Genomic DNA, 26255 nt, shown 5'->3' with positions numbered 1-26255 from the left:
AGTCGGTCGCGGCTCGTTCACGGCTTGAAGAGGACCTTCACGGCGCCGTCCTTCTTCTTCTGGAACATCTCGTAGGCGTCCGGCGCCTCTTCGAGGGGCAAGCGGTGCGTGGCGAAGTCGTCGACGCCGAGGGGATCGCCGTCGACGAGCAGGGGGAGGATGTCGTCGACCCAGCGCCGGACGTTGGCCTGGCCCATGCGCAGGGTGAGCTGCTTGTCGAACATCGTCAGCAGCGGCAGCGGATCGACCGCGCCTCCGTAGACCCCGGACACCGACAGGGTGCCGCCGCGTCGGACGAGGTCGATGGCGGTGTGGAGCGCGGACAGCCGGTCGATTCCCGCCCGCTTCATCAGGGGAGCGGCCAGGGCGTCGGGCAGACGGGTGGTCACGCCCTGCGCGGCGGCGGCCATGCGGCTGCCGTGGGCCTCCATGCCCACCGCGTCGATGACGGCGTCGGGGCCGCGCCCGCCCGTGAGGGCTCGTACGGCGTCCACCAGGTCGTCGCCGCGCTCCTGGACGTCCAGGGTGTGGACGCCGCGGCTGCGGGCCCGCTCCAGGCGTTCGGGGACGAGGTCGATGCCGATGACCGTGTCGGCGCCGCGGTGAGCGGCGATGCGGCAGCTCATGTCCCCGATGGGGCCCAGGCCGAGGACGGCGACGCTGCCGCCCGGCGGGACGGACGCGTACTCGACGGCCTGCCAGGCCGTGGGCAGGACGTCGGACAGGTAGACGAAACGCTCGTCGGAGGGCCCGACCGGCACCTGGATGGGCAGGGAGTTCCCGAACGGGACGCGCAGGTACTCGGCCTGGCCGCCCGGGACCTGCCCGTAGAGCTTCGTGTAGCCGAAGAGGGAGGCTCCGGTGCCGTGCTCGTGGACCTGTGTCGTCTCGCACTGGGACTGCAGGCCCCGGTCGCACATGAAGCACGAGCCGCACGAGATGTTGAAGGGGACGACCACCCGGTCGCCGGCCTTGAGCGAGGTGACCTCGGGTCCCACCTCCACCACGGTGCCCATGGGCTCGTGGCCCAGGATGTCGCCGGGGTCGAGAAACGCTCCGAGCACCTCGTAGAGGTGGAGGTCCGAGCCGCACAGGCCCGTCGTGGTGACTTTGACGATCACGTCGTCGGGGTCGTGGATCGTGGGATCGGGCACGGTGTCGACGCGTACGTCGCGCTTGCCGTGCCAGGTGAGTGCCCTCATGACGCCTCCTTGGGGACGGTGCTGCCGCTCGGCCCGGTCACTGCCCGCCGGGGGCCCTGTGGCCGTGCTCCTCACCCTGCGCGTGCCCCCTGCCGTGCCGACGAACCGGGTGGATTCCGCCCGGTACGTGCCGTTACGGGGACGGCCCCCGTCCCCGCGCGGCCCCGCGCAGGGCGGGCTCCGACGCCAGCTCTCCGAGAAAACAGGCCAGCGTGCGGACACCGAGGCGCAGCGCTTCGAGCTCCACCCGTTCCTCGGCCGCGTGCCAGCGGTCCCCGGGCAGCCCCGTACCGAAGAAGAGCACGGGGGCGTCGCAGGCGCGGGCGAGCTGGGCGGCGGGGGTGGCCCCGCCGTTGCCGATGTGCCGGGCGGGGGCTCCGTAGGCGTGGCTGACCGCCCGGGTCAGGGCCGCCAGCGCGGGGTGGTCGGGAGGCGTCCGGTACGGGTCGGAGATGGTCGAGGACACCTCCAGGTCGTAGGCGAAACCCGGTCGGCGGTGCTCGTCCAGCCAGGCGCGCAGCTGGTCGGCGACCCGGTCGGCCCGCTGGTCCGGTACGAGCCTGAACAGCAGGTCCGCACTGGCCTTCGCCGGGATGAGTCCGAGAGCGGGAGCCTCGGTGCGCCCGGCCGTGAGGCGGGCGACCTCGGCGGAGGGACGGGTCCACAGCCGCTGGGGCACCGTGAACCCCGTCTCCCCGGCGGCTTCGAACGTCCCGGTGTCGTCCAGCCACGCCGTCAGGTCGAAGGGCAGGGAGTCCAGTCCGGCGAGGACGGTTCGGGGGTCGGCCACCGCGTCGTAGAAACCGGGCAGGGCGATGCGGCCGGACAAGTCGACGAGGAGGTCCAGCAACCGGCACAACTCGAAGGCCGCGTTCGCGGCGGCGCCGGACACCGCTCCGCTGTGGAGGTCGCGCCGGGCTCCCCGGACGGTGAGGGTGGCGGTGACCGACCCGCGGACCACGACGCAGACGGTCGGCTCGTCCAGGGACCAGAGCATGGAGTCGGAGACCATGACCACGTCCGCCGCGAGGTCGGCGGCGTGCTCCGACAGCAGATCGGCCATGCGCACGGAGCCGATCTCCTCCTCCCCCTCGATCAGGTACTTCACCGTGACGGGCGGGGCCGCGCGCGAGCCCGCGCGCGTCCGCAGGGCCCACAGGTGGCACATGACCTGCCCCTTGGCGTCGGACGCGCCCCGCCCGTGGAGGCGCCCGGCGCGCCGGAGGGGTGCGAAGGGCGCGGTGACGTGCCAGGCGGAGGGCTCGACCGCATGCACGTCGTGGTGGCTGTAGACCAGCAGGACCGGGGCGTCCGGATCGGCGGCCGGCCAGCAGCCGTAGACGGCCGGCAGCCCGGACGTCTCCCACACCTCCGCACGGGGGAACCCGGTCCGGCTCATGGTCCGCGCCAGCCATCGCGCGGAGCGCCGTACGTCATCGGCCCGGTGCGCGTCGGACGACACGGACGCGATGCCCACCCAGTGCGCCAGGTCGGCCAGGTCGGCCGAGCCGACCGGGTCGGCCGGGTCGGCCGGGTCTTCGGCGTCGACCCGGTCGGCCCGGCCGGCCGTCCCCGCGGGTTCCACGGCTTCCACGGCGGTCCCGGGGCCGCTCAGACGTTCAGCATGATGGCGTAGGCGAGGAAGAAGAGGGCGCAGGCCAGGGCCAGCAGGCAGATGACCAGGAGGGGACCTTTCCCCCAGCCGCGCGTGAGGGGACGGTACGGACCCGCGCCGGAGCCGGTGCTCGACTCACCGGGTGGAGTCTCGCCCGGCGGTACGCCGCCGACTGGCGGGCGCGACGTGTTCCCAGGGCCGGATTCCGGAGCGTTCCCCGCGTCTGGTTCCGGAACGTTCCCCGAGCCGGGTTCCGGAACGTTCCCCGCGCCTGGTTCTGGAACGTGTGCGGACATGTCTGCCTCCTCTCCGCGAAGGCCGGGGGCCGCCCTGTCGGCAGGTCGACCAGGCCTGACCGGCGCCTACCCACCGCCTGGCGGCACACTCCTCACGGCCCGTCGGACCGGAGCGACCCGGTTCGTGTTCACGGCGGACGGATGCGGGCAGATGCGCGGACACGCACCATGACGTTGACGTCCCCCATCCCCTCACCAGCCCGAGAAGGGCGCACGACGGAGATCTCATGCCCCAGGAAGCGCCCCGGGTCCCCGACCCGGTGACACGCCACCCCAGCCCTCCCTTTCCCGAGCGGAAGCAGGACCATCCCGGCTCCACGGAGCGGATGTCGCCGCGACCCGACCACGGGGAGGACTCCTACCAGGGTCACGACGTCCTGCTCGACCGGGCGGCGGTCGTCACCGGCGGCGATTCCGGAATCGGCAGGGCGGTCTGCCTGGCCTTCGCGCGCGAGGGCGCGGACGTCGTCTTCACCCACCTCCCCGAGGAGGCGGACGAGGCAGCGGAGACGACGCGCCTGATCCGCGCCGCGGGCCGCACGGCGGTACCGGTCGCCTGCGACATCCGTGACGAGGAGCAGTGCACGGCCCTGATCGACCGGGCCGTGGACGCCTTCGGGCGCGTCGACCTCCTCGTCAACAACGCGGCCTACCAGATGTCCCAGCCCGACGGCATCGAGGCGATCACCACGGAGCAGTTCGACCGGGTGATGAAGACCAACCTGTACGGGATGTTCTGGCTCACCCGCAAGGCGCTGGCGCACATGCCGCGCGGCGGGGCGATCATCAACACCACCTCCGTACAGGGCTACCAGCCGAGCCCGCACCTCCTCGACTACGCGATGACGAAGTCGGCGATCGTCTCCTTCACCCACGGGTTGGCGCAGATGCTCGCCGAGCGCGGCATCCGGGTCAACGGGGTCGCCCCCGGCCCGGTGTGGACGCCGCTGATCCCGGCCACGATGCCCGAGGTGGCGCGGTTCGGCGAACAGTCGCCCTTGGGCCGCCCGGCCCAGCCCGCCGAAATGGCGCCCGCGTACGTCTTCTTGGCCTCCCCCCAGGCGAGCTACATCACCGGCGAGATCGTCAATGCCACCGGCGGTACGCCCCTGCCGTGACCGGGCCCGGCGGCTCCGGCCGACCCCACACCCGTGCGCGGAGGGTGCCCGGTTCGGACCGTGTGAGATGCGGCGCGAGCGGGGTAGGCGCACGATGACCGTGACACCACCCACCGATGAAAGGGCCTGTCATGCCCCGAGGATCCAGCCCCAAGCGCGAGCGTCAGTACGAACACATCAAGGAGTCGGGTGAGCAGCGCGGCATGTCGGAGGACCGTGCGAAGGAGATGGCCTCCCGCACGGTGAACAAGGAACGCGCGCGTTCCGGGGAGAGCAAGACGGCGAGCAGCAGCTCCACCCAGGGCAAGTCCGCCTCGCAGCGCGGCGGCGAGAAGTCCCGTGGCGGCGGCGGTTCGTCCGAACGCACCAAGGACGAGCTGTACCAGGAGGCGAAGAAGCGCGGCATCGAAGGCCGCTCCACGATGACCAAGGACCAGCTCAAGAGCGCACTCGGCCGCTGAGGAGTCCCCCGTGGCCGTGCGTCATCAGCTCATCCGGCGTCCTCCTCGCAGTGTGTGGGCGGTGCTCGCCGACCCGTCCCTGTACGGGGAGTGGGTGGTGGGCCCGTCCGAGTCCGAGCCGCTCGACCACGGTTGGCCCGCAGCGGGTTCCCGGCTGCGGTACACGGTCCGGCTCGGCCCGTGGTCCGTGCAGGGCACGACGACCGTCCGCCACCAGGAACCCGGCCGGGAGCTGGAGTTGGAGGCGGCGTTCAAGGCACTGGGCACGGCCCGGATCTTCCTCCAGCTCAGGCCGTGGGGCGAGGAGACCCTCGTCGTCTGCGACGAGCATCCGCTGCGCGGTCTGGGAGGGACGCTGCACAACCCCCTGAGCGAAGCGGCCATCCAGCTCCGCCACCGGGGCATGCTGGCCCGCCTGGCCAGGCTCGTGGAAAAGCGGCACGACGAGGTGGTCCGTGCCTGACGCGGTGGTGATCGGCGCGGGGCCCAACGGCCTGGTGGCCGCGAACGTCCTGCTCGACGCCGGGTGGAGCGTGGAGGTCCTGGAGGCGCAGGACGAGCCCGGAGGAGCGGTACGCAGTGACCGCGGGGTGCACCCGGACTACGTCACGGACGTCTTCAGCGCCTTCTACCCCCTGGCCGCCGCCTCCCCCGTCCTGGCCAGGCTCGACCTCGCCGCCGAGGGGCTGCGCTGGGCCCACGCCCCGGCCGTGCTGGCCCATCCGCTGCCGGACGGCCGGTGCGCGGTGCTGGAGCGGCGGGTGGAGGACACCTGCGCCGGCCTGGCGGGCTTCGCGCCCGCCGACGCCGAGGCCTGGGAGGCCCTGTACCGGACGTGGTGCCGGGTGGGGCCCGACCTCGTCCAGGCCCTGTTCACCCCGTTCCCCCCGGTGCGCTCCGGGCTCCGGCTGGCGGCGAAGCTCCGCGCCGGTGGAGGGCTGCGGCTGGCCCGCAAGCTGGCCCTGCCGGTGCGCCGGCTGGGTGAGGAGGAGTTCGCCGGGGAGGGCGGCCGTCTTCTGCTGGCCGGCAACGCCCTGCACGCCGACCTGGCTCCCGAAGCCGCCGGTAGCGGGGGCTTCGGCTGGCTGATGTCGATGCTCGGGCAGAGCCACGGCTTCCCGGTGCCCGTCGGTGGAGCGGGCGCGCTGACCGACGCGCTCGTGAGCCGCCTGCGGCGTCTCGGAGGCGTCCTGCGCTGCGGGGAGCGCGTCACGTCGGTCGACGTACGGGGCGGCACTGCGGTCGGGGTCGAGACCGCGGGCGGGGAGAGGATCGGCGCGCGCCGCGCGGTCCTGGCCGACACGTCGGCGCAGTCCCTGTACCGCGACCTCGTCGGCGAGGCCCATTTGCCGCCACGGCTCCTGCGCGACCTGGAGCGCTTCCAGTGGGACTTCGCGACCTTCAAGGTCGACTGGGCGCTGACGGGCCCGGTGCCGTGGACGGCGCCGGGGGCGGTCGGGGCGGGTACGGTCCACCTCGCCGACGGCGTCGACGGCCTGACCCGGTTCGCCGCACAGATCGCCACGGGACACGTGCCGGACGAGCCGTTCGTCCTGTTCGGCCAGATGACCACCGCGGACCCCAGCCGCTCCCCCGCCGGGACGGAGTCGGCGTGGGCCTACACCCACCTCCCCCAGCGCGTCAGCGCCGACGCCGGCCCCGACCGCCTCACCGGACGGTGGGACACGCGCGAGGAGGAGGCCATGGCCGACCGCGTCGAAGCCCAGGTGGAGCGCTGCGCGCCCGGCTTCCGCGCACTGATCCGCGCCCGCCGGATCCTGTCCCCCACCACCCTCCAGGCCATGGACGAGAACCTCCACAACGGAGCCATCAACAACGGCACCACCGCCCTGCACCAGCAGACGGTCTTCCGCCCCACCCCCGGCACGGGCCGGCCCGAGACCCCCGTCAAGAACCTGTACCTGGCCTCCGCCGCAGCCCATCCCGGCGGAGGGGTCCACGGCGCGCCCGGCGCGAACGCCGCCCGCGCCGCCCTGCGTCCTCACGGCCTGCACTCCTTCCTCCACCGGGCCCAACGCGTCTGAGCAGCACGGCCGGTGCCGACCGCACGGGCGCGTATGGCTCCGTACGTCCCGTTGCGCTCCCGTACGGCCCCGCACGAGTGACCTCAGGCAGTCTCGTGCGTGCCCCGGGCCCCGGCCGGGTACGCGCGCTCCATGCCTCCCTCCATGAAGTCCGCCCCCTGGCACGACAGCACGCTCGGGCTCCTCGCCCACGGCTACGCATGGCTGCCCAACCGGATGCGCGGCGCCGCCGACGGCGTCGTCCGGACCCGTCTGATGGGCCGGCCCACCGTCGCCCTGCGCGGCCCGGACGCGGTCGCCTTCTTCTACGACGAGAAGCACGTCGTACGCACCTGCGCCCTGCCCGACGCCGTCCTGGACACCCTCTTCGGCCAGGGCGCCGTCCACACGCTCGACGGAGAAGTGCACCGGGTGCGCAAGGCGATGTTCCTCGCCCTCCTCAAGGACGGCGACGGCGTCGCCTCCCTGGGCGGGCACGTCCGTCGGCGGTGGCGCGAGGCGGTGGCCGCGCGGCACGAGGACCGTGTGGTCGTCTTCGACCTGGCCGCCACGGTCCTGGGGCTCGCGGTCCGCGACTGGGCGGGCGTGCCGCTCTCCGACGCGGCCACCGCCGAGCTGGCACGCGACTGCACGTCCATGGTCGACGGATTCGCCTCCCCCGGCCCCCGCCACCTGCGCGCCCGCCGGGCCCGTCGCCGCCAGGAGGACGCCCTCGCCGCTCTGATCACCGAGGTGCGCCAGACCTCGCCGAAGGGCGGTGCGCGTACGGCACTGGAGGCGGTGACCTGGCATCGCGACCTCGAAGGGACCCTGCTCGACCCCCGCACCGCCGCGGTCGAGCTGCTGAACGTCATCCGGCCCACGGTCGCCATCGCCTGGTTCGCCGCGTTCGCCGCTCACGCACTGCACCGGTGGCCCCAGCACCGCGAGCTACTACGCGACGACAGCGCGGGCGCCTACGCCGAGGCGTTCGCCCAGGAGGTGCGCAGGTTCTACCCCTTCGCCCCCTTCGTGGCGGGCCTCGCGGCGCAGGACCTGACCTGGCAGGGGGAGGACATCCGCAAGGACGGCATGGTCCTGCTCGACCTGTACGGGCAGAACCACGATCCCGCGCTGTGGGAGGACCCGTACCGGTTCGACCCGCGGCGTTTCACCAGCACGGACGGGCCGCACAACCCGCTGGACGACCTCATTCCCCAGGGCGGCGGGGACCCGGCCGACGGTCACCGCTGCCCGGGAGAGGACATCACCGTCACGGCGCTGGCGGTCATCGCGACGGAACTGGCCCGGCTCGACTACGAGGTCCCCGACCAGGACCTCCGCATTCCGCTGTCCCGCATGCCCACACTGCCCCGCAGCGGCTTCGAGCTCCGCCTCATGTGACCGCGGGGGCCGGCGCCGGCAGGCGGCTGCCGGGCCGGCCCGGGCTGCTCGCGTCAGGCGGCGCCGGCCCGGGCGGCCCCCTGTGACCCGTTCGGCCCATCCGGCTCGTCCGGCTCATGGGCGGGCTCATGGGCGGCTCTCGCGCCCGCCCGGCCCCTCGTCCGGCGTCTCCCAGGACTGGGCGCGCTGCTGCGCCACGGGGTTCTGCTCGGCCGCCCGGGCGGGGGCACGGCGTCGCGCGCTGCGTCGGCTGCCGTACCAGAAGGCGCTGATCAGGAGCACGGCCACGGCCACTCCGGCGAGGATGAGCAGGAGCGCCGGGCGGGCTTCGGCCGCGTACATCTCGGTAGCAATCATGACGGGCGCTTACCCGCGATCGGCAGGTCTACCGGACCGGGTTGCGGCGGCATGGCCCCGGCTCGGTGACTCCGCCGCCGTCCGCCGGATGAGCCTAGGCTGGAAGGACCAGGCCCCCTCTCCGGAAGGCAGGCGGACACGATGGCCAAGCAGCCGAAGTCATCCCACCCCCGGCACGGCGAAGGCCCGAGCCCCCACAAGGGAACCGAGCAGCACGGCTGGTCCCCCGACGTCGACGAGACGCGTCAGCAGGACAACCCGAGCGCCCACCGCTCGTTCCACCCCGACCAGTACGCCCCCGAAAAGGGCACCGGGCGCAAGGTCTCCAAGGAGGAGGCCGGAGATCCGCACGGTGAGCCCACGAAGAGCACGAGCCGTCGCGGCGAGGACCAGAGCAAGACGGGACGGGGCGAGGAGGGCATGCACGACATGGGCCCCAAGGGCCGTTCGCAACGCCCCAGCGGAACCAAGGACGCGTCCGCCACCACCGGCGTGGACCCGCAGGACCCGCCCGGAAAGCGCAGCGCCGGCTGATTCCCGGGGCCCCTTCGCCCCACCTCGCCCCGCCCCGTCGCCGCCTCGCTCCAGCCGGGCGGTTACTCGGACGACGTCCGGTCAGCGCCCTTCTTCTGCGCGGCGCGACGCTGTGCGTCGGTGCTCGGACTCAGTGCGTCCGCGGCCTCGCCGTCGTGCGTCTCGGGGAGCACCGCTTCCTCCGCCTCCCTGCGGGCCTCCGGGTCGCCGCTCTCGCCGGGAGCCTTCGACGGCGGGGTGGGGACGGGGTGGTGCTGCTTCTTCTCACTCATCACGCGCTCCGTTTCATCGGGGACGACATCGCCATGCCGCGCGTCTGCCCCGCTTTGCACCCGCATCACACGGGGGCGACGGTTGCTCAGAAGTCACCGGGCGGCAGCGGAAGGGGCAGCCCGGGCAGGCCGTCGAGGCTCTGCGCGATGTGGTCCTTCTTGGCGAAGTAGGCGCTCAGCGAGGCGTCGTCCTCGCGCGCGAAGCGCTTGCCGTGCAGGTCGCGCTCTTCGTCGTACGACATGAAGGGCACCGCGTAGCCACAGGAGTCGCGGACGAGTTCGGCCGTCACCACGATGATCGCGCGCAGGCCGTGCTGCGTCGGGTCGATGTCCGGGAAGTGTGCGAGGAGTTCCTTGAAGCGGGGGTCGTCACGGAAGACGGGCTCGCCCCGGCCGTGCACGCGGACGATGTTGGGCGGCCCCTGGAAGGCGCACCACATCATCGTGATGCGGCCGTTCTCCCGCAGGTGCGCGACGGTCTCGGCCGTGCTGCCCGCGAAGTCGAGGTAGGCGACCGTCGTCTCGTCGAGCACCGCGAAGGAGCCCTTGAGGCCCTTGGGCGAAAGGTTGACCGTGCCGTCGCCGGCCAGCGGAGCGGTCGCGGTGAAGAAGATCGGCTGCTGCTCTATGAAAGTGCGCAGGCGGCCGTCGATGCGTTCATAAGTCTTTCCCATGTCTAAGGATTATGTAAGGAAACTCTTCGCCTGTCTAACGAACTATGGGGCAGGCCCTGCCGGTTCGTCGAACGCCGGGCGGCTCCCGAATGGCGGCCGCAGGGCCGGGTAGGCGCCCCACGTGCACCACGAGGACCACCTGACGCACATGCAGGCGATCAGGTCACTGGACGAGCTGGCGGGTCTCATCGCCCGGCGGACGGGTCTGTACGTGCGCTGGTCCATGGGACCGGACGCCGACCTGCCCGCACCCGCGAGCCGTGACGAGCTCACGGGGATTCCCCTGCCGGGGCTGTCCGCGAACCCCCTCGACGTCGAGCCCTGGTGGGGCGACCGGCCGCTACGGGTCTGGGCCGCGCGCCGCCTCTACGACTACGCCCACCTGCCCCACGTGAAGGACCGCCGCGTGCGTCCCTGGCTGCTCCACGGCACGGAGAACGGGCGGGGCCCCGACAACGAGCCGCTCGTCACCGACGTCCGGCCCCTCGGGTGGATCGACCCGGCGGTGATCGAGGAAGCCACCCGGGAGATCCGCCGCCAGCGCGGACACTGGGGCCCCTTGGACCGCAGCCCGCGGCACGGGAGCACGGCATAGGCCCGGGGGGGGATGCGAGCGACCGGATCGGCCGGTGGTTGGCCCCTGTTGGCCAGGGTAGCCGCCGGAGCGGTACGAGAAGAACCGGCGCCGAAAGGGCTCGGCGCGCGGCCCGTCGCGAGCAGAGGGAGCAGGCATGTCCAGTCCACAGCAGCCCGAGGCCCGGCGCAGCGGCAACGGCGCGGCCACACCGCAGGACAGCAGGGAAATGCAGGCCGACGAGGCAGGCACGGCGGGCGCCCGCAAGAGCCGCCCCCACGGAACGGACCGAGGGCACAAGGGTGGCGGCAAGGGTGGCGGGACGCCTCCCGAGCAGCAGCCCGGCCACCCGTGAGCAACGACCTGCGTCAACGGTCCCCGCACGGCCCCAACGACGGCTGCCGGCAACCTGGTTGCCGGCCGCCGCGCCATGCCCACACCAACGGCCCAGACCCCGGCGTGCGGAGGCGTCTGCGCGGGTAGACGCCCCGCATGAGTGACACAGAGCAGCGGAAACCCGGCGGGACGGTGGCGCAGCGCGGCATGCGCGCGGACTGACGGGTGCCTGCCGTGCGACTGCGGACCAGCGACCCGCACGCGCCGGGCTGGCGCCGAATGCGCCACGGCCGGGGGTTCCGTTACCTGGACACCGACGGCCGGCCCCTGTCCGGGGCGGACCGGGACCGGGTACGCGCCCTGGTGATCCCCCCTGCCTGGCAGGAGGTGTGGATCTGCCCCTGGCCCAACGGCCACATCCAGGCCGTCGGGACGGACGCCGCGGGCCGGCGCCAGTACCTCTACCATCCCCTCTTCCGCGAACAGCAGGACGCCGCCAAGCACGAGCACGTGCAGCGCGTCGCCCGCTCCCTGCCGCAGCTGCGGGAGCACGTGACACGGGATCTCGCCGGGCGCGGTCTGACCCGCGCCCGGGTGCTGGCCTGCCTCACCCGGATCCTGGACCTGGGCTTCCTGCGGATCGGCGGCGAACGCTATGCCCGCGACAACGGCAGCTACGGCCTGACCACCCTGCTGCGGGATCACGTCACCTGCCGGCGCGGCGAGATCCGTCTGCACTTCCCCGCCAAGTCCGGCCGGACGGTGACCCGGTCCCTGGTCGACGAGCAGGCCCACGCCGTGGTGCGGGCGCTGCTGCGGCGCAAGGAGCCGGGCCCGCGGCTGTTCGCGTACCGGGAGCACGGCGCGTGGCGCGAGGTCCGCGCCGAGGACCTGAACGGCTACCTGCGCGAGCGCTCGGGGCAGGACGTGACGGCCAAGGACTTCAGGACCTGGTACGCCACCGTCCTGGCCGCCGTCGCCCTGGCCGTCTCCGCGGAGACGGCCGACGCCTCCCCCGCCCGGCGCGGCCGGGTCGTGGCACGCGCCGTCCGCGAGGTCTCCGACTACCTCGGCAACACGCCCGCCGTCTGCCGGTCCTCCTACATCGACCCCCGCGTCATCGAGCTCTACGAGGACGGACGGACCATCGCCCCGGTGCTCGGCAAGCTGGGCCAGGAGGGCCTCTTCGGCCGCCCGGCCACCCAGGGGGCCGTCGAGGGCGCCGTCCTGAAACTGCTGCGGACGGGCCACGTATGACGCGGGCGGGGGCGGCGCGCCGCCTGGTGGCCTAACCCCGCGCGCCCGGTGCCCGGTCCCTGCCCAGAGTGGGTCCCACGAGAGGCGACGGTCGCCGGGCCCTTCCCTGCGGGAGGGCGCCGGACCGCCCGGAACAGAGGGAAGGCAAGGGACAGCATGAACAGCGCGGTACAGGTCGACCTGACGGACAAGCAGGCTCTGGTCACCGGCGGGGCCCGGGGCCTGGGCGCCGCCATCGCGCGGCGGCTCGCCGCGGCGGGCGCCTCGGTCCTGGTCGCCGACGTACGCAAGGACCTCGCCCAGGAGCTGTGCGCGGACCTCGTGGTGGCGGGCGGGCGGGCCCGTTTCGTCGAGATGGACGTGTGCGACCCCGACGCGGTCGCGGCCGTCCTCGGGGACGTGGAGGCGGACGGGGGCCGTGTGGACGTCCTCGTCAACAACGCGGCCGTCGACGTGTCCAAGTCCGTCGAGCACCTGACGGCGGAGGAGGTCAGGCACGTGGTGACCACCAACCTGCTCGGACCGATGTACCTGTGCCTGCAGACCTACCGGCGCATGGTGACCGCGGGCGGGGGCCACATCGTCAACATCCTCTCCACCGCCGCGAACCGTACGTGGACGGAGGCGGGCCCGTACGCGGCGAGCAAGTCCGGACTGCGGGCGTTCACCCACACCCTGTTCAAGGAGGCACAGCGGGACTGCACCGGGATCGGTGTCACCGGGATCATCGCCGGCGGAATGGAGACCGCCTTCATCATGGACCGGTTCCCCGAGGCCGACACCGCTCTGCTCCAGAGCCCGGACATCGTGGCCGACACCGTCATGTACGCGCTGTCCGTGCCCGCCGGGAGCGTGGTCGGCGAACTGGTCGTGGTGCCCCGCCGCGAACCGTCCTGGCCCTGACGGAAAGGGTCGCGACCATGATCAGTCCGCTGGACTTCGCCCCCGCCACGGCGGTGGTCACCGGTTCCGACTCCGGAATCGGCCGCGCCGTCGCCGTGCGGCTGGCCACGGCCGGCCTGGACGTCGGCATCACCTGGCACGAGGACGAGGAGGGAGCCGAGCGCACGGCCGAGGAGGTCCGGGCGCGCGGCCGGCGCGCCGTGCTCGCCCGGCTCGACCTCACCGACCTGCCCGCCGCCGCCGACGTCATCGACGGGCTCGCCGACGGACTCGGGCGCATCGACGTGCTCGTGAACAACGCGGGCACCGGGACCGCCACACCCTTCCTGGACCTGGACCTGGCCACCGTGCGCCAGGTCCTGGACGTCGACCTCGTGGGCCCGCTGCTGTGCGGTCAACGGGCGGCGCGGCACATGATCCGTCAGGGCGCCGGCGGCCGGATCATCAACGTCACCTCGGTCCACGAGCACCAGCCGCGCGTCGGCGCCGGCCCGTACTGCGCCGCCAAGGGCGGACTGGGCCTCCTCACGCAGGTGATGGCACTCGAACTGGCCGAACACGGCATCACCGTGAACGCGGTGGCTCCCGGCGAGATCGCCACCCCCATGACCGGCCAGGAGGACGAGGACGTGCGGACGCAGCCCCGGCCGGGCATCCCCGCCGGCCGTCCGGGCGATGCCCGCGAGGTGGCCGCCGTCATCGAGTTCCTGGCCGGGCCCTCGGCCTCGTACGTCACCGGCGCCTCCTGGACGGTGGACGGCGGCATGCTGCGGATGGGCCCCATGGCCGGGTCTCACATGGAACACGACCGGTGGCGCCGGCCCTGATCCCGTCTGCTGAGCCGGCCGCCCCGTCCGGGCCCTGACCCCTGCGGCTGAGCCCGCCGCCCCGTCCCGGCCCGGTCACGCGGATGCGCGGCAGGCGGCTGTTAGCTTCGCCCCGTGGCAGCGGACCCACGGCGAGAGGACCACCCGGTGGACGGCGCGGCGAACACGGACCAGGGCGCCGGACGGCGCGCCCACATCGGCTCGTTCACCTCCGGTGGAGGCCGCGGGATCACCACGGCGGCCGTGGACCCCGTCACGGGGGCGCTCACCGCACTGGGCGTCGTCGACGGCTTCGAGGACCCCTCGTGTCTGGCCCTGTCCGCCGACCGGCGGACGCTCTACGCCGCCGGCGGCGCCGAGGGGCTGGTGGCCGCCTACCGGATCACGGCCGACGCCCTCGCCCCGCTCGGGCGGCCCGTGCCCGTCGGCGGGGACGGGCCCGCGTACCTGAGCGTGTGCGGGGACCGGCTGCTGGTCGCCAACTACACGTCCGGCAGTGTCAGCAGCATCCGCGTCGCGGGCGACGGCAGCCCGCAGGGCCCGGCCGCCGTCCTCGGCCACCGCGGCCGCGGGCCCGACCCCGAACGTCAGGCCGGCCCGCACGCCCACCAGGTGACGCCCGATCCGAGCGGCCGCTGGGTGCTCGGCGTGGACCTCGGGACCGACTCGGTACGCGTGTACACGCCCGATCCGGCAGGCGGGCCCCTGCGCGTACGGGCCGAGACGCCGCTGCGTGCCGGGAGCGGTCCGCGGGAGGTGGCGTTCCACCCGCGCGGGGACGTGGCGTACGTGATCCACGAGCTGGAACCGCAGCTGACCGTCTGCCGGTGGGACGCGGGCGCCGGGCGCCTGGAGCCGACGGCGGAGGTGGCGCTGGGCTCGGCCGGGGCCGCGCCGGACACCCGGGAGTACCCGTCGGTCGCCCTCGCCTCGGGGGACGGCCGCTTCGTGTGGGCGGCGATCCGGGGCAGCGACCTCCTCGTCACCCTGTCGTTGGAGGACGGTCCCGAGAAGCCCCGGATCACGGAGGTCGTGAGCTGCGGTGGTCACTGGCCGCGGCATCTGGCGGCGGGCCCGTCGGGTCGGCACCTCTACGTGACCAACGAGTGGTCCGGTGACGTGACCTGGTTCGACATCGATCCCGCCAGCGGCCGCCCGCACCTGGCCGGAAAGCTGGACGTCCCGGCCGCCGCCTGCGTCGTCCTCGCCTGACGGCGGCCCGACGGCAGGACCCGGGCGCGGCGGCGGACCCTCCCGGACAGGACCCGGTCCGCCGCGCCGTGGACTCACCCGATTGGCCGCTCCCACGTGCCGCCCTCCCCCGGCTCCGGCAGGCTGGGGCCGTCCCCGCGGGGTTCATCCCGGTACGAGCGGGCCCGGCTCGGCGCCCCTCCCGGTTCCTGCGTCCCGCGTGTCCCTGTCGCACGAGGAGATCACCGTGAGCTCATCGCATGCGCCGCGCTGGAAGCATGCTGTCGTCACCGGCGGTGCGGGCTTCGTCGGCTCCCACCTGTGCTCCGCCCTGCTGGCCGCGGGGACCGCCGTCACCTGCGTCGACGACTTCAGCACGGGGCGGCCGGAGAACATATCCGAACTGGCCGGCCGTCCCGGCTTCACCCTGCTGGAGACGAACGTCTCGCGCCCCTTCACCGTCGAGGGGGACCCGGATCTCGTTCTGCACCTGGCCTCCCCCGCGTCCCCCGCCGACTACCTCCGGCTGCCGCTGCACACGCTGGAGGCGGGAAGCCTCGGTACGCGCAACGCCCTGGAACTCGCGCACCGCAGCGAGGCACGCTTCGTCCTGGCCTCCACGTCCGAGGTCTACGGCGATCCGCGGGAGCATCCCCAGAACGAGCGGTACTGGGGGCACGTCAACCCGGTCGGCCCGCGCAGCGTCTACGACGAGGCCAAGCGTTTCGGTGAGGCACTGAGCACCGCGCACGCCTCGGCCCTGGGCACGGACGTGTGCATCGTGCGGCTGTTCAACACCTACGGCCCGCGCATGCGGGGCTACGACGGTCGCGCCGTTCCCACCTTCATCCGCCAGGCGCTGGCGGGCGCCCCGCTGACCGTCACCGGCGACGGCCTGCAGACCCGCTCCCTGTGCTACGTCGACGACACCGTCGCGGGGATCCTCGCGGCGGCGGACCACGGCATGCGGGGACCGGTGAACCTCGGCAATCCCGACGAGCTCACCATGCTGGAGCTGGCCCGGTGGATCGTCGAACTGACCGGTTCCCGGTCGGAGATCACCTTCGTCGAGCGGCCGACCGACGACCCCACCGTGCGCTGCCCCGACATCACGCTCGCCCGGGACAAGCTCCAGTGGGAGCCGCGGGTGGCCGCCGAGGACGGGCTGCGCCGCACGATCGCCTGGTTCCGCGCGGAAGGCGACGACTGACCGTCTTCGGCTCCCGACGCACGTCCGCCGGCGGCCGCGCCCCTCCCCGCCCGTCCCTGCCCGGCCCCGCCCGGCTCCTCCGCCGAAAGGTCCCTTCCGCGATGCGCATTCTCGGAATCAACGCGCTCTTCCACGACCCTTCCGCCGCCCTCGTCATCGACGGCCGTACGGTCGCCGCCACCGAGGAGGAACGATTCTCCAGACGGAAGCACGGCAAACGGCCGGTGCCCTTCTCCGCCTGGGAACTACCGGAACAGGCCGCCGCCTGGTGCCTGAAGCGTGCCGGTCTGCGCCCGCAGGACCTCGACGCCGTGGCGTATTCCTACGACCCGGCCCTGGCGCTCCCGGCGGACGCCATGGGCCTGGACGACCCGTGGGACCACCTCCGCCAGACGTACGCGCGCGAGGCCCCCGGATTCCTCGCGACCGCGCTGCCCGGGCTCGACCCCGGCCTCGTGCGCTTCGTTCCGCACCACATGGCCCATGCCGCGTCCGGCGCCTTCGCGGCCCAGGGCGCCGCCCGCTCGTCCGTACTGGTCCTCGACGGGCGCGGGGAACGCGCCTCCCACCTGGCGGCGCGCCGGACGGGCGCCCGGCTGGAGCCGCTGTACGCACAGGACCTCCCCCACTCGCTCGGGCTCGTGTACGAGGAACTCACCGACCACCTGGGCTTCCTGAGGTCCTCCGACGAGTTCAAGGTGATGGCCCTCGCCTCCCACGGCACCCCGCGGATGCTGGCCGAACTGCGCCGCTACGTGTACCCGACGGGAGACGGCGGCTTCCACGCCACCGGCGTCCCCTGGAGCGAGTTCTGCCCGCGCCGCGGCCCCGACGAGCCGTGGAACGGGGCTCACGCCGATCTCGCCGCGAGCGCACAGGCCGTACTGGAGGAGACGCTGCTGGACCTGGTCCGCTGGCTCCACGGCCGCACCCACGACGACGTGCTCACCCTCGCCGGCGGCGTCGCGCTGAACTGCGTGGCCAACTCCCGCATCGCGCGCGAGGGTCCGTTCTCCCGCGTGTGGGTCCAGCCGGCCGCCGGAGACGCCGGTACGGCCCTCGGTTCCGCGCTGCTCCTCGCCGCCGGGGCGGGTGACGACCCCGAGCCCATGGACGGCGCGGACCTGGGCCGCGACTGGTCGGACGCGGAGCTCGGCGCCTGGCTCAAGACGGCCGGGGTCCCCTTCGAGCGGCCCCCGGACATCGCGGCCACCGTCGCGCAGGCGCTCGCCGACAACGCCATCGTGGCCTGGTTCCAGGGCCGTTCCGAATTCGGCCCGCGGGCCCTCGGCCACCGCTCGCTGCTGGCACATCCCGGGCACGCGGGGAACCTGGAGCGGCTGAACGACGTCAAGGGCCGTGAGCAGTTCCGCCCCGTGGCCCCGATGGTGCTCGCCGAGCGGGCGTCCGAGATCTTCGACGGGCCGCTGCCCAGCCCGTACATGCTGTTCGTGCACGACGTGGCTCCCGGCTGGCGCGAGCGCATCCCGGCGGTGGTCCACGTCGACGGCACCGCCCGCATCCAGACCGTGGACCCGCAGCGCGAGCCCCTGGTGGCGAGGATGCTCACCGAGTTCGAGCGGCGTACCGGACTGCCGGTCGTCGTCAACACCAGTCTGAACACCGCCGGCCGGCCGATGGTCGACGACCCCCGGGACGCGCTGGAGTGCTTCGGCTCGTCGCCGGTGGACCTGCTGGCCATCGGGCCGTACGCGGTCCGCCGGGACGCCATCTTCCGTGCGGGAGAGGAAGGTTGACCGCGATGACCGAGGTGTCCGCGCACCCGCCTCCGTACGCGATCGTCGTGCCCACCCTCGGCCGGCCCAGTCTCCGGGCCTGTCTGGACGCCGTGGCGGCCGCCACGGCCGCAGGGCACGGACCCGTACGGATCGTCCTCGTGCACGACCGTCCCGGCCCCGACGGGACTGTGCCCGCTCTGGACGTCCCGTCGGCGCTGCGCCCGATCACCACCGTCGTGGCCGGCCCGGCCCGTGGCCCCGCGGCCGCCCGCAACACGGGGGCGCGGGCGGCGGGTCCGGTGCCCTGGATCGTCTTCCTCGACGACGACGTGGTGCCGGGACAGGGCTGGGGCGAGGCCCTGGCTCGTGATCTGGTGGCCGCCTCCCACGACACCGCGGCCGTCACGGCCCGCATCGACGTCCCCCTGCCGCCCGGCCGCCGTCCCACGGACTGGGAGCGCAACACCGCCGGTCTGGCCACCGCCCGCTGGATCACCGCCGACATGGCCTTCCGCCGGGAGGCGCTGAACGCCGCCGGCGGCTTCGACGAGCGCTTCCGGCGCGCCTTCCGCGAGGACGCCGAGCTGGCGCTGCGCCTGATCCAGGGCGGCTGGGTCCTGGCCCCCGGAAGCCGCCGTACCACCCACCCGGTCCGGCCCGCCGACCGCTGGGTGTCCGTGCGGGTCCAGGCCGGCAACGCCGACGACGTACTGATGGGCCGGCTGCACGGCCACGACTGGTGGGGCCGGGCGGGGGCCCCTCGCGGGCGGCTGCCGCGCCACCTCGCCGTGACCGCGGCCGCCGCCGCGGCCGTCGGCTGTGCGCTGGCCGGCCGCAGGGGCGCCGCCGCGTGGTGCGCGGCCGGCTGGGCGGCGGGCACCGCCGAGTTCGCCGCTGCCCGCATCGCCCCCGGGCCGCGCACCCCGTCAGAGGTCCTCACCATGACCGTCACGAGCGCGGTCATCCCCGTCGTGGCGGTCTGGCACTGGCTGCGCGGGACGGCCGTGCACCGCAGGATCCGCCGAGCGGACCCGGCGGCGCCCCCCGCGAGCCGCTCGGCGGCCCCGCAGGCGGCTCCCCGCGATCAGGTGGCGTCATGAGGCACCTGCCCGCCGGGGGCGCCTCGGTCGCCGGCGCCGCCGCCGTGGCCCTCCCCTGGGTGTGGGAGGCCCCCGGGGCGGCGCGTACCAGGCGTCCGTACGGGAGGGACGGCCGGCTTCCCGAAGCGGTCCTCCTCGACCGGGACGGCACGCTCGTCGCCGATGTCCCGTACAACGGCGACCCCGCCCTCGTCGCTCCGATGCCCACGGCGCGGGCCGCTGTGACCGCGCTGCGCGAGCTCGGCGTCCCGGTCGGTGTCGTGAGCAACCAGTCGGGTGTCGCACGCGGACTCCTGACGCGGGAGCAGGTGCTGGCGGTACGAGGACGCGTGGACGAGCTCTTCGGGCCGTTCGACGTGTGGGCGGTGTGCCCCCACGGCCCCGAGGACGGCTGTGGCTGCCGCAAGCCGGCCCCGGGTCTGGTCCTCGCCGCGTGCGAGCGGCTGGGCGCGGCCCCCGAACGAACGGCGGTCATCGGGGACATCGGCGCCGACGTGCGGGCCGCGGCCGCCGCCGGGGCGCGCGGGGTGCTGGTGCCGACGCCCGTCACCCTCCCCGAGGAGGTCGCGGCCGCCGGCGAGACGGCGCGCGATCTGCTCGCCGCCGTCCGGCTCCTCGCCCGCCCGCCCCGCCCCGGCGGTGACCGGTGAACGCCCCGCGCAGTCTCGTCGTGCGCCTCGACAGCGCCGGGGACGTGCTGCTGGCCGGTCCCGCCGTACGCGCGGTGGCGGCCGGCTCCTCCCACACCACGCTGCTCTGCGGGCCCCAGGGTGTCGCCGCCGCGCGGCTGTTGCCGGGCGTGGACCAGGTACTGGTGTACGAGGCCCCCTGGGTGGGGCTGGAGCCGGGCCGCACCTCGCGCGAGGAGTGCGGCCTGCTGGTCGACGCCCTGGCGGCCGGACGCTTCGACCGGGGCGTGATCCTGGTGTCCCACCACCAGAGCCCGCTCCCGGCGGCCCTGCTGCTCGCGCTCGCGGGTGTGGAGCGGGTCGCGGCCGACTGCGAGGAGTACCCGGGATCCCTGCTCGCGCTGCGCCACCACCGGCTTCCGGAGCGGCACGAGGCGGACGCGGCCCTCGACCTGGTGCGCGACTTCGGTTTCTCGCTTCCCGACGGCGACGACGGCGCACTGCGGGTGTGCGTCCCGCCCGACACGACGCGGCTGACGGGTCCCGAACCGTACGTGGTGCTGCACCCGGGCGCGGCGGTGGCCGCCCGCGCGTGGAGCCCGGCCAGGGCCACGCGCGCCGCGGCCGCGCTGCACGAGGCGGGACACCGGGTGGTGGTCACCGGCAGTCCCGCGGAGAAGGAGCTCACCGCCGAAGTGGCCGGCCGTCACGGGCTCGACCTGGGCGGTGTCACGGGCGACCTGCACGAACTGGCCGGTGTCCTGGCCTCCGCGCAGGTCGTGGTGGCGGGCAACACGGGCCCCACCCATCTGGCCGCCGCCGTGGGCACGCCCGTGGTGTGCCTGTTCGCACCCGTGGTGCCGGCCGGCCGGTGGCGGCCGTACCGGGTGCCGCACGTGCTGCTCGGCGACCAGCGGGCCTCGTGCGCGGGCAGCAGGGCGCGGGTGTGCCCGGTGGAGGGCCATCCCTGTCTGGACTCGGTGGCCGACGACGAGGTGCTGGCGGCCGTGGCCGGGCTGCTCGGGGACGCTCCCCCGGGCGGGCGCGGCCCGCGGCCGTCCCGTCCGAGCGCGACCGATCGAGGAGCGACGCTATGAACATCCTGCTGTGGCACGTGCACGGTTCCTGGACCACCGCGTTCGTCCAGGGACCGCACACCTACCTCGTCCCGGTCACCCCGGACCGGGGCCCCGACGGGCTGGGCCGCGCCCGCACCTTCAGCTGGCCCGACTCGGTGCGCGAGGTCACTCCGGCCGAACTGGCCGATGCGCCGGTGGACCTCGTCGTGCTCCAGCGGCCCCATGAGCTGGAGCTGGCCGAACGCTGGCTGGGCCGGCGCCCCGGCCGCGACCTGCCCGCCGTCTACCTGGAGCACAACGCCCCGGACGGCGACGTGCCGCGCACCCGTCACCCCTGCGCGGACCGCGACGATCTGACGCTCGTCCACGTCACCCACTTCAACCGGCTGTTCTGGGACAACGGTGCCACCCGCACCGAGGTCGTCGAACACGGCATCGTCGACCCGGGGCACCTCTACACCGGTGCGGTCCCGCGCGCGGCCGTGGTGACGAACGAGCCGATCAGGCGGGGCCGTCACACCGGGACGGACCTCCTGCCCGACCTGGCCCGGGCGGCGCCGCTGGACGTCTTCGGCATGCGCACCGAGGGCCTCGCCGAGCACCTGGGGCTGCCCGCGGAGCGGTGCCGGTCCTACGAGCTCCCCCAGCGCGAGCTGCACGCGGCGATGGCCGAGCGCCGTCTGTACCTGCACCCCGTGCGCTGGACCTCCCTCGGCCTGTCGCTCCTGGAAGCCATGCACCTGGGCATGCCCGTCGTGGCGCTGGCGTCCACGGAGGCCGTGGAGGCCGTCCTGCCGGGCACCGGGGTCCTGTCGACCCGGCCGGAGGTGCTGGCGCGGGCGGTCACCCGCTACCTCAACGAACCCCAGGCGGCCGCCGAGGACGGCGCGCGCGCCCGGCAGGCCGCGCTCGAACGGTACGGCCTCAAGCGCTTCCTGGCCGATTGGGAGCGCGTGATGACGGAGGTACGGTCATGACATCCCCCACGGCCCGTCCGATACGGTCGCCCCACCGGCTCCGGCCCCTGTCGCTGGCCCTGGTCTCGGAGCACGCGAGCCCCCTGGCGACCCTCGGCGGTGTCGACGCCGGCGGCCAGAACGTGCACGTGGCCTGCCTCGCCGGGGCGCTGGCCGACCGGGGTCACCGCGTCACCGTGTACACGCGGCGGGATTCCCGGGACCTGCCGGTCGTCAGCCGGTTGCGCCCGGGCGTGACGGTCCACCACGTGCCGGCCGGACCGGCCGAACCCCTGCCCAAGGACGAACTGCTGCCGCACATGAGGGAGTTCGGCTACTACCTGATGCGCCACTGGCGGGAGGCCGGTCCACCGGACCTGGTCCACTCGCACTTCTGGATGTCCGGGCTGGCCTCGCTGGCGGCCGCGCGGGAGCTGGGTCTGCCGATGCTGCACACCTACCACGCGCTGGGAACCGTCAAGCGACGCCACCAGGGCGCCGCCGACACCAGTCCGCCCTCGCGCATCGGATGCGAGCGGGAGGTCGGATTCGGCTGCGACCGGGTCGTGGCGACGTGCCGCGACGAGGTCGCCGAGCTCGTCCGGATGGGCCTTCCCGAGGACAAGGCCGACGTCGTTCCCTGCGGCGTGGACACCGAGCGGTTCCAGCCGGAGGGGCCGGTCGCCGAGCGCGGGAGCGCCCCCCGCCACCGGCTGCTCCAGCTGGGCCGGCTGGTCCCCCGCAAGGGGGCGGCCCTGTCCGTCGCCGCCCTCGCCCACCTGCCGGAGGCGGAGCTCGTGATCGCGGGCGGCCCCGCGCCCGGGGACCTCGACGGGGACCTGGAGGTGCGGCGCCTGCGCGCCCTCGCCCGGGGAGCGGGCGTCCTCGACCGCGTGCGCTTCGTCGGGGCGGTGCCCTGCGACGGCGTGCCCGCCCTGTTGCGCAGCGCCGACGTGGTGCTGTGCCCGGCGGACTACGAGCCGTTCGGCATCGTGCCGCTGGAGGCGATGGCCTGCGGCCGGCCCGTCGTGGCCAGCGCCGTCGGCGGCCAGCTGGACACCGTGGCCGACCGGGAGACCGGACGGCTCGTGCCGCCCGGGGACGCGCTCGCGCTCGCGGCGGCCACCGCCGAGCTCCTGGCCGACGACTCCGTACGCCGGGCGTACGGGGCCGCCGGGCGGCGGCGCGTACTGAGCCGGTACGGCTGGTCCCAGGTCGCCGCCGCGACGGAACGCTCCTACCGTTCGGTGCTCGCCGGGCGGCTCGTGGGCGCCGGGACGAGGACGTGAGCCCCCTGCGCCGCTCATCCGTCCGTCCCGCCCCCGTCCGACGAACGCCTCCGGTCGGCCACGACCGGACCGCCTACCGCGCCGTACCGACCGTCTGAAGGAGGTGGGGTGCGGACCGCTCTGCGGAGCGTCCGCCCCGACGCCATGAGCCGATCTCCCGCAACCACAGGAGCCCACCAGCACTGCCAGTCGCTCGAGGACGCGCTGAGACGTCTGCGCGTCAACGGTCTGGACCAGCTCACCCACTGGGGTCACCGGCTCGCCGCGGTGCTCCCCGCCGGAGGCCGCCTCCTGGCGGCCGGCAACGGCGGCAGCGCCGCCCAGGCCCAGCACCTGACCGCGGAGCTGGTCGGCCGCTACCGCGAGGAGCGGCCGGCCTACTCGGCCATCGCCCTGCACGCCGAGACGTCCAGCGTCACCGCGATCGGCAACGACTACGGATTCGAGCAGATCTTCGCCCGGCAGGTGGCGGCCCACGGCCGGGACGGTGACGTCCTGGTCCTGCTGTCGACGTCGGGGCGCAGCGGGAACCTGCTGTCGGCCGCGATGACGGCCCGCGCGGCCGGCGTGGAGGTCTGGGCCCTGACCGGCGCCGGCCCCAACCCGCTGGCGGAGGCCGCCGACCAGACCCTGTGCATCGACGCGGCCTCCACGGCGACCGTGCAGGAGGCACACCTGGTGGCGGTGCACCTGCTGTGCGAGGCCTTCGACGCGGCCCTCGGCTCCTCTGCGCCCTCCTCCGCCACCACCACCGTGCGTTCGGCGCCCCGGCGCGCCGTCGCCTCCGTCAGGAGGGCCCGGTGACCGGCCTCGAACCGCTGGTCGTGGTCGGCGACGTCCTGCTGGACCGCGACGTCCGGGGGGTCGCGTCCCGTCTCGCTCCGGACGCCCCGGCGCCCGTCGTCGACGTCACGGACGACGTCTCACGGCCCGGCGGCGCCGGTCTGGCGGCCGTGCTGGCGGCCCGCTCGGGCCGGGAGGTCGTCCTGGTCACGGCGCTGGGCGAGGACCGTGCCAGCGACCGCGTGCGGGAGGCGCTGGACGGCCGCGTCCGGCTGGTGGAGCTCCCGCTGGACGGCTCGCTGCCGGTCAAGACGCGGGTGCTGGCCGACGGCCGCCCCCTGGTCCGGATCGACCGGGGCGGCGGTGAGGTCGGCCGCGCCGACGCCGCCGTGGGCCGGGCCCTGGCCGAGGCGCACGCCGTCCTCGTAGCGGACTACGGCCGGGGCACGGCGCAGGCGCTGCGGAGCCTGCTGACCGGCGCCGCGCGCCGCGTCCCCCTGGTGTGGGACCCGCACCCGCGGGGCGGACCGCCCGTGCCCGGGGCGCGGCTGGTGACACCGAACGCGGCGGAGGCGACCGCACTGTGCCCCGGTGAGGGGGACTCCCTGGCGGCGCACGCCCGGCGCGGCGCGGAGCTGGCGGAGCGCTGGAGCGCCGCCGCGGTGGCCGTCACCCTCGGCGAGCGCGGGGTCCTGCTGACCCGGCCCCGGGCGGACGCTCCGATGCTCGTACCGCCCCCGTACCGTGCCGTGGGCGATCCGTGCGGGGCCGGCGACTGCTTCGCCGCCGTGGCGGCCTGCGCGCTCGCCGACGGATGCCTGCCGGAGGAGGCGCTGCAGCTGGCGGTCGCCTCGGCCGCCGCCTTCGTATCGGCGGGCGGCGCCGGTGACCCCGCCCTGTGGCGCACTCCCCCCGCGACGGACTTGGCCCGGCCCGTGGGCGGCGACGCCTTCGCGACGGCGGCGAGCGTACGGGCCCGTGGCGGCACGGTGGTCGCCACGGGCGGCTGCTTCGACCTGCTGCACGCCGGGCACGTCGGCCTGCTGGAGAGCGCGCGGCGGATCGGTGACTGCTTGATCGTCTGCGTGAACTCGGACGCCTCGCTGCGGCGGCTCAAGGGGCCGGGGCGCCCGCTGAACCCGTTGGAGGACCGCATACGGGTGCTGGCGGCGCTCGGCAGCGTCGACGCCGTCGTGGCCTTCGAGGAGGACACGCCCGAGACGCTGCTGGACCGGCTGCGGCCGGACGTGTGGGTCAAGGGCGGCGACTACTCGGCCGACGATCTCCCGGAGGCGCAGGCGCTGCGCGCCTGGGGCGGCCAGGCCGTCGTCCTGCCCTATCTCGACGGGCGTTCCACCACCGGTCTCGCCGATCGCGCGGCCCGGGCCGCCGCCTCGGGCTCATGACGGTGCACGAGCGAGCGGGCCCCGCCCTGACGGAGCACCGGGCCGCGGACGGCCGCCCGAGCGTGGTAGTCCTCCGGGCCCTGGGCCTCGGCGACCTGCTGACGATCGTGCCCTGCCTGCGGGCCCTGCGCAGGAGCCTGCCGGGTCACGACCTCGTCCTGGCGGCGCCCGGCCGGCTGGCCGCGGTCGCCGTCGCCACCGGCCTCGTGGACCGCGTCCTGCCCACGACCGCGCCGGGCCGCAGCGTGCCCGCCGTACTGCACTGGGAGGGGCCGCCCCCGGAGCTGGCGGTGGACCTGCACGGGAACGGACCGCCCAGCCACCGGCTCCTCCAGCGGCTGCGGCCGCGCCGGCTCCTCGCCTACCGGCACGCCCGGACCCCCGACATCCCCGGACCCGAGTGGCGCGACGACGAGCACGAGCGGGAGCGGTGGTGCCGCCTGTTGGGCTGGTACGGCATCGAGGCCGATCCCACGGACCTGGCGATCGCCGCCCCGGCCTGCGCCTCCCCCGCCCCCGGCGCCGTCGTCGTCCATCCCGGCGCCGACGCCGGGGCACGCCGGTGGCCTGCCGAACGGTTCGCGGCGGTCGCACGGGCGCTGCGCCGGGCGGGCCTGGACGTGGTCGTCACGGCGGGCGCGGGCGAGGGGGAGCTGGCGCGGCGGGTGGCGCGCGGGGCCGGGCTGCCGCAGGAGGCGGTGGTCGGCGGCTCCGGCGACGTGCCCTTCGACGAGCTCTGCGCGCTGGTGGCCGGTGCGCGCTGCGTCCTGGTCGGCGACACGGGTCTCGCGCACCTCGCCACGGCTCTGGGCACCTCGTCCGTCGTGCTCTTCGGCCCCGTGGCGCCCAGCCTGTGGGGCCCGCCGCCGCACCCGAGACACCGCGTGCTGTGGTGTCCCCGCGCCGGTGAGGACCCTTTGCGGCCGGGCGACGCGCACGCCTCGCGGCCCGACGCCCGGCTCCTGCGCATCACCGTCGACCAGGTGGTCGAGGCGGTGCTCGGCGGGCCGGACGCGTGA

Annotated in this window: 28 protein-coding genes; 22 read left to right on the top strand and 6 right to left on the bottom strand. The window is 74.7% G+C overall.

What is annotated here, in order from left to right; translation table 11 throughout:
- Nucleotides 1–17: 17 nt before the first annotated feature.
- The 3 genes from ACF059_RS13780 to ACF059_RS13770 all read right to left on the bottom strand — a co-directional run bounded on the left by ACF059_RS13780 (nt 18) and on the right by ACF059_RS13770 (nt 3113).
- Complete coding sequence (locus ACF059_RS13780; RefSeq protein WP_392055827.1) at nt 18–1202, bottom strand: zinc-dependent alcohol dehydrogenase; 1185 nt, start codon at nt 1200–1202, stop codon at nt 18–20.
- Nucleotides 1203–1335: 133 nt separating this feature from the next.
- Nucleotides 1336–2796: a M20/M25/M40 family metallo-hydrolase gene (locus ACF059_RS13775; RefSeq protein WP_392055824.1), complete on the bottom strand. Its 1461-nt coding sequence runs from the start codon at nt 2794–2796 to the stop codon at nt 1336–1338.
- 17 nt (nt 2797–2813) lie between these two features.
- A complete protein-coding gene (locus tag ACF059_RS13770) occupies nt 2814–3113 on the bottom strand; it encodes a DUF6480 family protein (RefSeq protein WP_392055821.1) in 300 nt (99 codons plus the stop codon).
- A 227-nt stretch (nt 3114–3340) separates the two neighbouring features.
- On the opposite strand from ACF059_RS13770, the gene ACF059_RS13765 reads away from it, so the two are divergent.
- The 5 genes from ACF059_RS13765 (at nt 3341) to ACF059_RS13745 (ending at nt 8120) form a co-directional block, all read left to right on the top strand.
- The gene (locus ACF059_RS13765) at nt 3341–4231 is read left to right on the top strand and encodes an SDR family oxidoreductase (protein ID WP_392055819.1); all 891 of its coding nucleotides are present in this window, start codon (nt 3341–3343) and stop codon (nt 4229–4231) included.
- A gap of 131 nt (nt 4232–4362) precedes the next feature.
- Entirely contained in the window at nt 4363–4692 is a 330-nt protein-coding gene (locus ACF059_RS13760) for a plasmid stabilization protein (RefSeq protein ID WP_392055816.1), read from the top strand.
- Nucleotides 4693–4702: 10 nt separating this feature from the next.
- Nucleotides 4703–5155, top strand: a complete 453-nt coding sequence (locus ACF059_RS13755; RefSeq protein WP_392055813.1) for an SRPBCC family protein — start codon at nt 4703–4705, stop codon at nt 5153–5155.
- Nucleotides 5148–6737, top strand: a complete 1590-nt coding sequence (locus ACF059_RS13750; protein ID WP_392055810.1) for a phytoene desaturase family protein — start codon at nt 5148–5150, stop codon at nt 6735–6737. Before ACF059_RS13755 ends, ACF059_RS13750 begins: the two co-directional genes overlap by 8 nt.
- 144 nt (nt 6738–6881) lie before the next feature.
- Nucleotides 6882–8120, top strand: coding sequence for a cytochrome P450 (locus ACF059_RS13745; protein ID WP_392055808.1), 1239 nt, complete (start codon nt 6882–6884; stop codon nt 8118–8120).
- Between the two features lie 126 nt (nt 8121–8246).
- On the opposite strand, the gene ACF059_RS13740 is transcribed toward ACF059_RS13745, so the two are convergent.
- On the bottom strand, nt 8247–8477 hold the full coding sequence (locus ACF059_RS13740; protein WP_392055805.1) for a DUF6479 family protein: 231 nt from the start codon (nt 8475–8477) through the stop codon (nt 8247–8249).
- A gap of 141 nt (nt 8478–8618) precedes the next feature.
- On the opposite strand from ACF059_RS13740, the gene ACF059_RS13735 reads away from it, so the two are divergent.
- Complete coding sequence (locus ACF059_RS13735; protein WP_392055802.1) at nt 8619–9011, top strand: hypothetical protein; 393 nt, start codon at nt 8619–8621, stop codon at nt 9009–9011.
- 62 nt (nt 9012–9073) lie between these two features.
- Here the strand turns inward: ACF059_RS13735 and ACF059_RS13730 are convergent, their stop codons facing one another.
- Together ACF059_RS13730 and ACF059_RS13725 are read right to left on the bottom strand one after the other, a co-directional pair.
- Entirely contained in the window at nt 9074–9283 is a 210-nt protein-coding gene (locus ACF059_RS13730; protein WP_392055799.1) for a hypothetical protein, read from the bottom strand.
- Nucleotides 9284–9369: 86 nt separating this feature from the next.
- Nucleotides 9370–9957: a pyridoxamine 5'-phosphate oxidase family protein gene (locus ACF059_RS13725; RefSeq protein ID WP_366864582.1), complete on the bottom strand. Its 588-nt coding sequence runs from the start codon at nt 9955–9957 to the stop codon at nt 9370–9372.
- Nucleotides 9958–10105: 148 nt separating this feature from the next.
- On the opposite strand from ACF059_RS13725, the gene ACF059_RS13720 reads away from it, so the two are divergent.
- The 16 genes from ACF059_RS13720 (at nt 10106) to ACF059_RS13645 (ending at nt 26255) form a co-directional block, all read left to right on the top strand.
- Entirely contained in the window at nt 10106–10552 is a 447-nt protein-coding gene (locus tag ACF059_RS13720) for a DUF6098 family protein (RefSeq protein WP_392056687.1), read from the top strand.
- 136 nt (nt 10553–10688) lie between these two features.
- Nucleotides 10689–10886, top strand: coding sequence for a hypothetical protein (locus tag ACF059_RS13715; protein WP_392055796.1), 198 nt, complete (start codon nt 10689–10691; stop codon nt 10884–10886).
- 215 nt (nt 10887–11101) lie between these two features.
- Nucleotides 11102–12124 carry a DNA topoisomerase IB gene (locus ACF059_RS13710; protein WP_392055793.1) on the top strand — a complete coding sequence of 341 codons (1023 nt, stop codon included), beginning with the start codon at nt 11102–11104 and terminating at the stop codon, nt 12122–12124.
- A 156-nt stretch (nt 12125–12280) separates the two neighbouring features.
- Nucleotides 12281–13027: an SDR family oxidoreductase gene (locus ACF059_RS13705; protein ID WP_392055790.1), complete on the top strand. Its 747-nt coding sequence runs from the start codon at nt 12281–12283 to the stop codon at nt 13025–13027.
- A 17-nt stretch (nt 13028–13044) separates the two neighbouring features.
- Nucleotides 13045–13854, top strand: coding sequence for an SDR family oxidoreductase (locus ACF059_RS13700; protein ID WP_392055787.1), 810 nt, complete (start codon nt 13045–13047; stop codon nt 13852–13854).
- A 114-nt stretch (nt 13855–13968) separates the two neighbouring features.
- Nucleotides 13969–15066: a lactonase family protein gene (locus tag ACF059_RS13695; protein WP_392055784.1), complete on the top strand. Its 1098-nt coding sequence runs from the start codon at nt 13969–13971 to the stop codon at nt 15064–15066.
- A 226-nt stretch (nt 15067–15292) separates the two neighbouring features.
- The gene (locus ACF059_RS13690) at nt 15293–16255 is read left to right on the top strand and encodes an NAD-dependent epimerase/dehydratase family protein (protein ID WP_392055781.1); all 963 of its coding nucleotides are present in this window, start codon (nt 15293–15295) and stop codon (nt 16253–16255) included.
- A 101-nt stretch (nt 16256–16356) separates the two neighbouring features.
- Nucleotides 16357–18012: a carbamoyltransferase gene (locus ACF059_RS13685; RefSeq protein WP_392055778.1), complete on the top strand. Its 1656-nt coding sequence runs from the start codon at nt 16357–16359 to the stop codon at nt 18010–18012.
- A 5-nt stretch (nt 18013–18017) separates the two neighbouring features.
- Nucleotides 18018–19094, top strand: a complete 1077-nt coding sequence (locus ACF059_RS13680) for a glycosyltransferase family 2 protein (protein WP_392055775.1) — start codon at nt 18018–18020, stop codon at nt 19092–19094.
- Nucleotides 19091–19744: a D-glycero-alpha-D-manno-heptose-1,7-bisphosphate 7-phosphatase gene (locus ACF059_RS13675; RefSeq protein WP_392055772.1), complete on the top strand. Its 654-nt coding sequence runs from the start codon at nt 19091–19093 to the stop codon at nt 19742–19744. Before ACF059_RS13680 ends, ACF059_RS13675 begins: the two co-directional genes overlap by 4 nt.
- Nucleotides 19741–20820, top strand: a complete 1080-nt coding sequence (locus ACF059_RS13670) for a glycosyltransferase family 9 protein (RefSeq protein ID WP_392055769.1) — start codon at nt 19741–19743, stop codon at nt 20818–20820. Before ACF059_RS13675 ends, ACF059_RS13670 begins: the two co-directional genes overlap by 4 nt.
- On the top strand, nt 20817–21779 hold the full coding sequence (locus tag ACF059_RS13665; RefSeq protein WP_392055766.1) for a glycosyltransferase: 963 nt from the start codon (nt 20817–20819) through the stop codon (nt 21777–21779). The genes ACF059_RS13670 and ACF059_RS13665 overlap by 4 nt, the downstream gene beginning before the upstream one ends.
- Nucleotides 21776–23047: a glycosyltransferase gene (locus ACF059_RS13660; RefSeq protein ID WP_392055763.1), complete on the top strand. Its 1272-nt coding sequence runs from the start codon at nt 21776–21778 to the stop codon at nt 23045–23047. Before ACF059_RS13665 ends, ACF059_RS13660 begins: the two co-directional genes overlap by 4 nt.
- A gap of 144 nt (nt 23048–23191) precedes the next feature.
- On the top strand, nt 23192–23851 hold the full coding sequence (locus ACF059_RS13655) for an SIS domain-containing protein (protein WP_392055760.1): 660 nt from the start codon (nt 23192–23194) through the stop codon (nt 23849–23851).
- Nucleotides 23848–25236: a D-glycero-beta-D-manno-heptose 1-phosphate adenylyltransferase gene (gene rfaE2, locus ACF059_RS13650; RefSeq protein ID WP_392055757.1), complete on the top strand. Its 1389-nt coding sequence runs from the start codon at nt 23848–23850 to the stop codon at nt 25234–25236. Before ACF059_RS13655 ends, rfaE2 begins: the two co-directional genes overlap by 4 nt.
- The gene (locus ACF059_RS13645) at nt 25233–26255 is read left to right on the top strand and encodes a glycosyltransferase family 9 protein (RefSeq protein WP_392055754.1); all 1023 of its coding nucleotides are present in this window, start codon (nt 25233–25235) and stop codon (nt 26253–26255) included. Before rfaE2 ends, ACF059_RS13645 begins: the two co-directional genes overlap by 4 nt.

Source organism: Streptomyces sp. NPDC016562 (genome assembly GCF_043076955.1).
In the GTDB taxonomy this organism is placed as follows: Bacteria; Actinomycetota; Actinomycetes; order Streptomycetales; family Streptomycetaceae; genus Streptomyces.
This window is presented reverse-complemented; position numbering and strand designations above follow the sequence as displayed.

Bases quoted from the DNA above. Each gene is read 5' to 3' on its own strand.
- ACF059_RS13765 (WP_392055819.1), top strand. From the start codon at position 3,341: ATGCCCCAGGAAGCGCCCCGGGTCCCCGACCCGGTGACACGCCACCCC.
- ACF059_RS13705 (WP_392055790.1), top strand. From the start codon at position 12,281: ATGAACAGCGCGGTACAGGTCGACCTGACGGACAAGCAGGCTCTGGTC.
- ACF059_RS13725 (WP_366864582.1), bottom strand. From the start codon at position 9,957: ATGGGAAAGACTTATGAACGCATCGACGGCCGCCTGCGCACTTTCATA.
- ACF059_RS13685 (WP_392055778.1), top strand. From the start codon at position 16,357: ATGCGCATTCTCGGAATCAACGCGCTCTTCCACGACCCTTCCGCCGCC.
- ACF059_RS13760 (WP_392055816.1), top strand. From the start codon at position 4,363: ATGCCCCGAGGATCCAGCCCCAAGCGCGAGCGTCAGTACGAACACATC.
- ACF059_RS13665 (WP_392055766.1), top strand. From the start codon at position 20,817: ATGAACATCCTGCTGTGGCACGTGCACGGTTCCTGGACCACCGCGTTC.
- ACF059_RS13780 (WP_392055827.1), bottom strand. From the start codon at position 1,202: ATGAGGGCACTCACCTGGCACGGCAAGCGCGACGTACGCGTCGACACC.
- ACF059_RS13675 (WP_392055772.1), top strand. From the start codon at position 19,091: ATGAGGCACCTGCCCGCCGGGGGCGCCTCGGTCGCCGGCGCCGCCGCC.
- ACF059_RS13660 (WP_392055763.1), top strand. From the start codon at position 21,776: ATGACATCCCCCACGGCCCGTCCGATACGGTCGCCCCACCGGCTCCGG.
- ACF059_RS13745 (WP_392055808.1), top strand. From the start codon at position 6,882: ATGAAGTCCGCCCCCTGGCACGACAGCACGCTCGGGCTCCTCGCCCAC.
- ACF059_RS13700 (WP_392055787.1), top strand. From the start codon at position 13,045: ATGATCAGTCCGCTGGACTTCGCCCCCGCCACGGCGGTGGTCACCGGT.
- ACF059_RS13720 (WP_392056687.1), top strand. From the start codon at position 10,106: ATGCAGGCGATCAGGTCACTGGACGAGCTGGCGGGTCTCATCGCCCGG.
- ACF059_RS13770 (WP_392055821.1), bottom strand. From the start codon at position 3,113: ATGTCCGCACACGTTCCAGAACCAGGCGCGGGGAACGTTCCGGAACCC.
- ACF059_RS13715 (WP_392055796.1), top strand. From the start codon at position 10,689: ATGTCCAGTCCACAGCAGCCCGAGGCCCGGCGCAGCGGCAACGGCGCG.
- ACF059_RS13680 (WP_392055775.1), top strand. From the start codon at position 18,018: ATGACCGAGGTGTCCGCGCACCCGCCTCCGTACGCGATCGTCGTGCCC.
- ACF059_RS13735 (WP_392055802.1), top strand. From the start codon at position 8,619: ATGGCCAAGCAGCCGAAGTCATCCCACCCCCGGCACGGCGAAGGCCCG.
- ACF059_RS13655 (WP_392055760.1), top strand. From the start codon at position 23,192: ATGAGCCGATCTCCCGCAACCACAGGAGCCCACCAGCACTGCCAGTCG.
- ACF059_RS13645 (WP_392055754.1), top strand. From the start codon at position 25,233: ATGACGGTGCACGAGCGAGCGGGCCCCGCCCTGACGGAGCACCGGGCC.
- ACF059_RS13740 (WP_392055805.1), bottom strand. From the start codon at position 8,477: ATGATTGCTACCGAGATGTACGCGGCCGAAGCCCGCCCGGCGCTCCTG.
- ACF059_RS13730 (WP_392055799.1), bottom strand. From the start codon at position 9,283: ATGAGTGAGAAGAAGCAGCACCACCCCGTCCCCACCCCGCCGTCGAAG.